Source organism: Flagellimonas alvinocaridis, assembly GCF_004916895.1.
GTDB lineage: Bacteria > Bacteroidota > Bacteroidia > Flavobacteriales > Flavobacteriaceae > Flagellimonas > Flagellimonas alvinocaridis.
In genome coordinates, this window is record NZ_SNTZ01000072.1 from 1 (window position 1) to 517 (window position 517).

The 517-nt window shown below is 36.6% G+C and carries 1 protein-coding gene; it reads right to left on the bottom strand.

What is annotated here, in order from left to right:
• Nucleotides 1-315: 315 nt before the first annotated feature.
• A partial coding sequence (locus EZV76_RS17930; protein WP_236640956.1) for a hypothetical protein occupies nucleotides 316-517 on the bottom strand: 202 nt, incomplete at its 5' end.

Sequence of the window (517 nt, forward strand, 5' to 3'; positions counted from 1 at the left end):
ATAGAAACATATAAGAATTCTCTGTTAATCTTAACTCCCATTTAGGTTTAAGTTCAAAAATTGAGCAAAAATAGATGAAGAAACTAAAAACATATAATTCAAATAACATCAATTTTATTATCGTTTATCCTACTAACCAACCTATCATTCTAACCCTCCCCCACACTTAAAACTTGCATTGTCCCCAATGTAAAGTAAAAATGTAAAAGAAAGGAAAAACGATAAAAAGTATAGTTAAAGAACAAACTCCCCTGGGTTGCCTCCCAAGTAGCGCCTTTGTTTACTGTCGTTGGCTCGACCTATCTTTCCATTCCCTTAATTAACCGGAGGTGGATCTGGAAGATCCAAGTGTTCCTCCTCTTGCCCTTGCAATCCTTCATGGAATATTTTGAGCCTATGCCCATTCACCTTGAACACTTTGGAAATGTCCATGCTTTTTATTTCAACTGCACCATAAGGAAAAACATTAGTAATCACAAAAGGTCCAACCCAACGAGAACGCAACTTACCTGGAAAC